This is a genomic window from Candidatus Protofrankia californiensis, from assembly GCF_900634765.1.
In the GTDB taxonomy this organism is placed as follows: Bacteria; Actinomycetota; Actinomycetes; order Frankiales; family Frankiaceae; genus Protofrankia; species Protofrankia californiensis.
The window spans coordinates 4,616-12,902 of record NZ_CAAAFT010000148.1 but is presented as its reverse complement, the minus strand read 5'-3'; the positions used below and the strand labels follow the sequence as shown (position 1 = coordinate 12,902).

The following is an 8,287-nucleotide window of genomic DNA, read 5'->3' as shown; positions in this document are numbered from 1 at the left end:
GAGCGACACCGGCGCGGTAGAGGGCCAGCGCATGGTCGAGACGGGCCGCGAACACGGCGGACGGGCGACCGTTGAACTGGGAGGCACCGAGCACGATCAGGACGTCCGACCGGCGCTGATCGTCCGAACGCCCCACCACCCATATCTGGATCATCGTGACAAAACTGATCATCACCCCGGCGAGGGCAAGGACCATGACCACCCGCAGCAGCCAGACCCACCAGCGCGCGTGCAACCATCGCGCTGTCCGCTGCCGCAGGGTAATAGCCACAGGCAGTCACAGTATGCCCAAATCAGCGTAAGACGACGGGTGGTCTGTCGCACAGTTACAGGGTTACCCCCTCGGGGTCTCCGAGCGCGCGAGAAGAACGAAGAACCATGATCGCACGCTCTTCGGCCAGCTAGCGGTCGAGGATGGCGGCCCGACCGGCTTCCAGCCGGGCGACCGGTAGACGAAACGGAGAACACGACACATAGTCGAGCCCGATCCGGTGAAAGAAGTGCACGGAGTCCGGGTCGCCTCCGTGCTCCCCGCAGACACCGAGTTTGATCTCCGGTCGGGCCGCCCGCCCCTCGTCGACTGCAAGCTGTACCAGCCGGCCGACCCCATCACGGTCCAGCGACTCGAACGGGGACACGCCGAAGATGCCCAGATCGAGGTAGCGGGAGAAGAACGACGACTCGACGTCATCGCGGGAGAAACCCCAGCTCATCTGGGTCAGGTCGTTCGTCCCGAACGAGAAGAACTGCGCGGCCCCGGCGATCTGACCCGCGGTCAGCGCCGCCCTCGGCACCTCGATCATCGTACCGATCAACGCCTGCACGTCGACCCCGGTCTCCACGGCGACCTCTTCGAGCACCTGCTCGGCCTGCTCGCGGACAACCTCCAGTTCCTGGACCGCGCCCACCAGCGGCACCATGATCTCCGGACGCGGGTCCCCGCCGCGCCCGCGGCAGATGACCGCCGCTTCCGCAATCGCACGTACCTGCAGGGCGACCAGACCCGGGATGAGCAGTCCGAGACGCACCCCGCGCAGCCCGAGCATCGGGTTCTGTTCGTGCAGGCGGCGGACCGCCGCCAGCAGCGCGGCGTCGCCGTCCGCGACAGGCTCGCCGGTCGCCGTGGCGACACCCACCCGCACCGACAGCTCGGTGAGGTCGGGCAGGAACTCGTGCAACGGAGGGTCGAGGAGCCGGACCGTCACGGGCAGACCGTCCATCGCCGTGAAGATCGCAACGAAGTCGTCGCGCTGCAGCGGCAGCAAGGCGGCCAGCGCGGCGTCGGCCTCCTCGTCACCGTCGGCGAGGATGAGCCGTTCGACCAGCTTCCGGCGCTCGCCGAGGAACATGTGTTCGGTCCGGCACAGTCCGATACCGACGGCCCCGAACCGGCGAGCGCGCTCGGCGTCCTCGGCGGTGTCGGCATTGGCGCGCACAGCGAGCCGGGCGGCGCCATCCGCGTGGGTCATGATCCGGTGGACGGCGTCGACCAACGGGTCGGAACCGTCCGCGACCAGGTTCCCCTCGAAGTACTCAACGACCGGGGAGGGCACCACCGGCACCTCACCGAGGTAGACCGCACCGGAGGACCCGTCGATCGAGATCACGTCCCCCTCGTGGACGACGACACCACCCGGTGCGACCGCTTGTCGCCAGTGGGCGTCGACGTCGATCTCCTCGGCCCCGCACACACAGGTCTTGCCCATACCGCGAGCGACCACCGCGGCGTGCGAGGTCTTCCCACCACGCGAGGTCAGGACGCCCTGCGCCGCGATCATGCCATCGAGGTCGTCGGGATTGGTCTCCCGGCGGACCAGGATGACCGGGATACCGGCGGCCGCGAGTTCCACAGCCCGGTCGGAATCGAAGACGGCCAGCCCGACGGCGGCCCCGGGGGATGCGTTCATACCCTGGGCGATCCGGTCCGCCCGCCCGTCCGCGGCGAACCGCGGGAACATCAGCTGGGCGAGCTGGGCACCGGTGACCCGTGTCAACGCCTCGTCCATGGTGATCAGACCCTCGTCGACGAGCTGGACGGCGATCCGGAAGGCCGCGCCGGCGGTGCGCTTTCCGACCCGCGTCTGCAACATCCACAATTTGTTGCGTTCGATGGTGAACTCGATGTCACACAGGTCGCGGTAATGCTGCTCGAGGGTCGCCATGATGGACAACAAACGGTCGTACGCGGGCGGGTCGATGGACGCCAACGCCGTGAGCGGCAGTGTGTTCCGGATGCCCGCGACGACGTCCTCGCCCTGGGCATTCTGCAGATAGTCGCCGTAAACGCCCTGGTCGCCGTTTCCCGGGTCCCGGGTGAACGCCACTCCGGTGCCTGAGTCCATACCCAGGTTGCCGAACACCATCGCGACCACGTTGACCGCGGTGCCGAGATCCGCGGGAATGCGTTCCTGGCGGCGGTAGAGGCGGGCGCGTTCACCGTTCCAGGAGTCGAAGACCGCCCGGATCGCCAGGTCCAGCTGTTCCCGGGGGTCCTGCGGGAAGTCCCGTCCGGCCCGGTCGCGGATAATCGTCTTGAACGTCTCCGCCAGCCCACGCAGGTCGGCCTCGTCGAGATCCAGGTCATTACCTGCCCCCCGGGCCTTCTTCGCCGCGTCGAGAGCGTCGTCGAACAGCTCACCGGCCACCCCGAGGACGGTCCTGCCGAACATCGCCAACAACCGCCGGTAGGAGTCCCAGGCGAAACGCGGCGAGCCGGACTGCCTGGCAAGACCGGACACCGAGGCGTCCGACAAACCGATGTTCAGGACGGTGTCCATCATTCCCGGCATGGAGAACTTCGCACCCGAACGCACCGAGACGAGCAGCGGATCGTCGGCCTGACCCAGCCGCCTGCCCATTGTCTGTTCGAGTGCGCGCAGATGCTCGCCGACCTCGTCGCGCAACGCGTCCGGCTCTTTGCCGTGCGCAAGATACTCACGACAGGCGGCGGTGGTGATCGTGAAACCGGGCGGGACGGGAAGCCCCATGTTCGTCATCTCGGCGAGATTGGCGCCCTTACCACCGAGAAGATCCTTGAGGTCCTTGTTCCCCTGCTGGAAGTCGTACACATAGGTGGTCATGGCCGCCCTCTCGTGTCCCGTCTCCCGCGAACCACCGCCGAATCGACCGTGCCACGTCACCCCGGCTCGCGCAGGTCACAGACAGATCTGCGACTCCTCTCCCGACTTGTCGCCCGGCAGTCCGTCGGATTGGCCCCTGATGGCCCAGGAGCTTACCGCCCCGGGTTGCCTTAAAGCGTGTTTGAGAACCATCCGTCCGACTCGCCCCGTCCGGGTGGCTTCCGGCCATGCTCTCGATCGAACCGACACGACTCGTCCGATGTCGGTTCTCGTCCGGTGATGGAATTACCGCATATTTATGGCAAAGCGTTCTCAACCGGATAAACGAGAGGGATATTGGAGGTATCGGAACAATGAACAGAGTTCGTACAGATATCAAACCCCGTCAGCCGGGGACCCGTCTGGCATGGCAGACGGACCATGATGCACACCGACACACTCGGACCAACAACACCGGAGGAGGACGCCGTGCGAGGTCGCCGGGTTCTCGGGCTCGCGCTTGCCGGGCTGCTCACTCTGGGCGTCATCGCGGCGATCATTATTCCATGGACCCGATCCGCTCCGAACGAGAACAAGACCACGGTTCGTGCGCTGGTCTCGTCGGAGAAGCAGTCCTTCTTCGCCGATCCGGACGTGGTTACCGCCCTCGACCGGGCCGGTTACCGACTTGAGATCACTTCCGCCGGATCGCGTGAGATCGCCACGACCCGCGAACTGTCCGGTTTCGATCTGGCCTTTCCGGCCGACGGACCGCAAGCCGAGCGCATCAGGCGCGATCGTAAGATCAGCACATCCTATGTGCCCTTCTTCACACCCATGGCGATAGCCACCTTCTCCCCGATCGCGACACTGCTGACCACGGCGGGTGTCAGCACTCGGTACGGCGACCACTACCTGTTCGACATGCGCAGGTATCTCGACCTGGTGGCAAAGGACACCCGGTGGTCGCAGCTACCCGGGAACAACCTCTACCAGACCGACAAGTCCATCCTCATCAGCTCGACCGACGTGCGGACGTCGAACTCGGCCGCCCTCTACCTGGCGATCGCGTCCTATGTGAGCAATGGTGGGAACGTCGTCACCGATGCCGGGACGGCCGACCGGATCACGGACAGGCTCGCGCCCCTCTTTCTCAAACAGGGCTATCTGGAGGCGTCGTCCCAGGAGCCGTTCGACGACTTCATGACCATCGGCATGGGGAAGACGCCGATGGTCATGATCTATGAAGCCCAGTTCAGAGCCCACGCGCTCGCCAGGGACGGTTCGCTGACCAGTGAGATGGTGCTGATGTACCCCAATCCGACCATCTACGCCAAACACACCGTCGTTCCGCTCACCCCCACCGGCGACGCGGTCGGACATCTGCTGACAACTGACCCGCAGCTGCAGCGCCTCGCCGTGCGGCACGGGTTCCGCACCGCGGACGCCGACTACGGCCGGCAGTACGCCGCCGAACGCAGGACCAGCCCCGCACCGCAGCTGGTCAACGTCGTCGAACCACCGAGCGCGGAGACATCCGAACGAATGATCAGTCAGATCGAGACACGGTACAAGAAGGGCCCGGGTTGATGAGCCTGCCACCGACAACACCGACACCGGCACCGTCGCCGGGTGCGGGCGACCCCGGCGCGCAGCTGGTCCTGGTGCCGCCCGCACCCGTCGCGCCGGTCACCCCCGACCAGGCCGGGCCGGCCGTCCCGATCAGCGCGGAAGCGGCTTCGCGCCTGGCCGACCAGGCGGTGGCCTTCGCCGACGCCCTGGTCGGCGTCGACCCGACCTCGCCCGCCTTCACGTCCAAGGTTGCCGCAGTGCACCGGATGGGTGAGAAGGAGATCCGCGCGTCCGCGTCGGTGTCCAACCGGCTGCTGGACAAGCCGACGCGGGCGATGAACTCCGGTGCCTTTGACGCGACCTCGTCGGTGTCGACGTCCCTCGTGGAGCTACGCAGGGTGGTCAGCGACCTTGATCCGTCCAAGGCGAACCTGCTGGGCCCGAAAAAACTGCTCGGCGTGATCCCGTTCGGGAACCGCCTGCGGGACTACTTCGCCTCCTACCGGTCGTCACAGGCGCATCTGGACGCGATCCTGCACTCACTGCAGAACGGGCAGGAAGAGCTGCGGCGGGACAACGCCGCGATCGAGCAGGAAAAACACAACCTGTGGACGACCATGGGCAAGCTGCGCGAATACACCCAGCTGGCCTCGAACCTCGACGCCGAGCTCGTCACCCGGATCGACCGGATCGAGGCCGGCGATCCGGACCGGGCACGGGCACTTCGCGAGGACGTCCTGTTCTACGTGCGGCAGAAACACCAGGACCTGCTCACCCAGCTCGCGGTCAGCGCGCAGGGCTACCTCGCCCTGGAGATGATCCGGCGCAACAACCTCGAACTGATCAAAGGTGTGGACCGGGCCAGCACGACGACCGTCGCGGCGCTTCGGACCGCAGTGCTTGTCGCGCAGGCCCTGGCCAACCAGAAGCTGGTGCTCGACCAGATCGCCGCGTTGAACGAGACGACCGAGCGCATCATCATCGGCACCTCGGAGCTGCTGCGGCAGCAGACCGTCGAGATCCACGGGCAGGCAGCGTCCTCGACCGTGTCGGTGCAGGCCCTCCAGCAGGCGTTCGCCAACATCTACGCCACGATCGACACGATCGACGGATACAAGACCGCCGCCCTGGCGACCATGCGGACCACGGTGGAGGCGTTGTCCGACGAGGTGGGAAAGGCAGCCGCATACCTGGACCGGGCCGCTGCGACCGCTCCCGCCGAGATCGCCCAGGCCACGGCCGGGGAGCTGGAGATCTCCGGCGGCGGGCAGTGACCGGCTACCGTCTGCGCGCGGTCGCGTTCGGTCTTCTCGCCGCGTGCGCGTGCGCGTTCACCGTGACCGCCTGCGGCTCCGATCCCGACCCGCGGCCGGGACCCAGCCCGGGCAAACCGGGTGTGCTGCGGATACTCGCCGGGTCGGAAATCGCCGACGTCGAGCCGCTGCTGGACGACCTGCGCGCGGCCACCGGGGTCACGGTGAAGCTGACCTACACCGGAACACTCGACGGTGCCGAGAAAATCATCGGGCGTTCCTCGGGCGCGGACGCCACATGGTTCTCCTCCGACCGTTACCTGCGCCTGTTGCCCGGTGGTGCGACAGCGGCCGGCACCCGTACTCCGATCATGACATCGCCGGTGGTCCTCGGCGTCCGGACCTCACTCGCCACAAAGTTCGGCTGGACGGGCAGCACGAATGTCACCTGGGCGGACGTCGCCGCGAAGGTCGCCTCCGGCGAGCTGACGTACGCCATGACGAACCCGGCGGCATCCAACTCCGGGTTCAGCGCACTGGTAGGTGTCGCGGCCGCGCTCGCCGGGACGTCGGACGCGCTGCGGACCTCCGACGTCCGCCACGACGCCCTGACGTCGTTCTTCTCGGGACAGACGCTCACCGCTGGCAGCTCGGGCTGGCTCGCCGACGCCTTTGTCGCCAGGCCTCAGGACGCCGGCGGAATGATCAATTACGAATCGGTGCTGTTGTCCCTGCAACGCTCCGGCCGTCTGCGCGAGCCGCTCACCATCGTCTACCCCAAGGACGGCATCATCACGGCCGACTACCCCATGCTCCTGCTCGACCCGGCCCGGCAGGACGAGTACACCCGGGTGGTGAACTGGCTGCGCAGCCCGGCGGTCCAGCGGCGGCTGCAGACCGACACAAACCGCCGCCCGGCCGTCCCAGGCGTCGCGCTCGACCCGCGGTTCGCCGCGACCACCCTGCTCGAACTACCCTTTCCCGCCACCCAGGCGGTCGCCGACGAGCTGCTCACCTCCTACTTCGACCGTTTCCGCCGGCCGTCACACGCGATCTTCGTACTGGACGTGTCCGGTTCCATGGCCGGCCAGCGCCTGGCCGACCTGACATCCGCGCTGGCGGGACTCGCCGGTACCGACACCTCGCTGTCCGGCCGGTTCGCCCGGTTCCGCGGCCGCGAAAAGATCACCCTGCTGCTCTTCAACAGCTCGGTCAGAGGGCCACGCGAGTTCACCGTGACCGACACCCAGGCGTCCTCGCCGGATCTGGCCGCGATCCGCTCGTACGTCGACGGCCTGCGGGCGGAGGGGGGAACGGCCATCTACTCCGCGCTCACGGATGCGTACCGCCTTGCCTCCGACGCGATCGCCCGGGAGCCGGGCTACCTGACATCGATCGTCCTGATGACCGACGGTGAGAACAACACGGGTCTGTCAGCCGCGCAGTTCCGCGCCGGCTACCAGGGACTCCCCCAGGCGGCCCGAGCCGTCCGCACGTTCTGCATCATTTTCGGCGAGGCACGTCCGGACGACCTGCGCTCGATCGCCACCGACACCGGTGGCGCGACGTTCGACGCGCGGACATCCCCGTTGATGGACGCCTTCAAGGACATCCGTGGCTATCAGTAATCATGTCGGTGGGAGTCAGGCCGCCGGTCGGGACCGGCTCCGGTGACGGCGATCCGGCTGCCACGGCCTGACCCGCCGCCACCGCCGCCCACCAGCGGACCCCGCGAGAAGGCGCTGGCCTGGCTCGGATCGCTGAAGAACATCGCCGGCTGCACCGGCGCGATCGGCGGGCTGGGACTGACCGCCACCGGTGTGCTCGGGTCACCCGAGTGGCCGTTCGTCGTCGCCGCCCTGTACGCGATAGGTGCTCTGGTCACACCGGCTCCCCGCCCGGCACCGGCAGGTGCCCAGCTGCGCGTTGCCGAGCTTCGCAGGGTCGTCAACGCGCAGCTGCGGATCCTGGCCGAACACGCGCCGGCCGAGATCACCTCGGCCGCGGCGCGGGTCGTCGACGCGCTGCGAGAGGTGCTGGACCGCCCACACCTGTTGCGCGCCGGTTCACCCGAGGCGTTCGTGGTGGTGCGGACCATCGCCGACTACCTGCCGACCGCACTGGAGGTCTACCTCGGCCTGCCAGCGCGATACGCCGAGACACACCGTTTGGACGACGGGCGTACCCCACGCGAGGTCGTCGTCGACCAGCTCGGTCTGTTGGAAAAGGGCGTACGGGACGTCACCGAGGCGGCGGCAGCCGGGGACACCGCAAAGCTGCTGTCCCACGGACGCTTCCTTGCAGACCGGTTCGGGTCGACAGACCTCGACCTGCCGAACCCGCCAGTATGATCATATCTGACGCGAATCCCCTTGACGATCACCAGCATATGATCGTCAAGGG

The 8,287-nt window shown here is 67.4% G+C and carries 5 protein-coding genes and 1 pseudogene; 4 read left to right on the top strand and 2 right to left on the bottom strand.

The window, feature by feature from the left end; all coding sequences use genetic code 11:
• A pseudogene (locus DD1DGNOD_RS08810) lies at nt 1-271 on the bottom strand (YdcF family protein); the annotation flags it as partial.
• 130 nt (nt 272-401) lie between these two features.
• Nucleotides 402-3,080 (bottom strand): pyruvate, phosphate dikinase, encoded by a 2,679-nt coding sequence (ppdK, locus tag DD1DGNOD_RS08805; protein WP_131769861.1) that lies wholly within the window; start codon nt 3,078-3,080, stop codon nt 402-404.
• A 468-nt stretch (nt 3,081-3,548) separates the two neighbouring features.
• Between ppdK and DD1DGNOD_RS08800 the strand changes: the two genes are divergently transcribed.
• From DD1DGNOD_RS08800 to DD1DGNOD_RS08785, 4 genes are read left to right on the top strand one after another with little or no spacing between them, the layout of a single operon-like run.
• Nucleotides 3,549-4,649, top strand: coding sequence for a hypothetical protein (locus DD1DGNOD_RS08800; RefSeq protein ID WP_131769860.1), 1,101 nt, complete (start codon nt 3,549-3,551; stop codon nt 4,647-4,649).
• Nucleotides 4,649-5,905 carry a toxic anion resistance protein gene (locus tag DD1DGNOD_RS08795; protein WP_241255580.1) on the top strand — a complete coding sequence of 419 codons (1,257 nt, stop codon included), beginning with the start codon at nt 4,649-4,651 and terminating at the stop codon, nt 5,903-5,905. The genes DD1DGNOD_RS08800 and DD1DGNOD_RS08795 overlap by 1 nt, the downstream gene beginning before the upstream one ends.
• Complete coding sequence (locus tag DD1DGNOD_RS08790) at nt 5,902-7,512, top strand: substrate-binding domain-containing protein (protein WP_241251342.1); 1,611 nt, start codon at nt 5,902-5,904, stop codon at nt 7,510-7,512. Before DD1DGNOD_RS08795 ends, DD1DGNOD_RS08790 begins: the two co-directional genes overlap by 4 nt.
• 42 nt (nt 7,513-7,554) lie before the next feature.
• Nucleotides 7,555-8,235: a hypothetical protein gene (locus DD1DGNOD_RS08785; RefSeq protein ID WP_131769859.1), complete on the top strand. Its 681-nt coding sequence runs from the start codon at nt 7,555-7,557 to the stop codon at nt 8,233-8,235.
• Nucleotides 8,236-8,287: the final 52 nt, after the last annotated feature.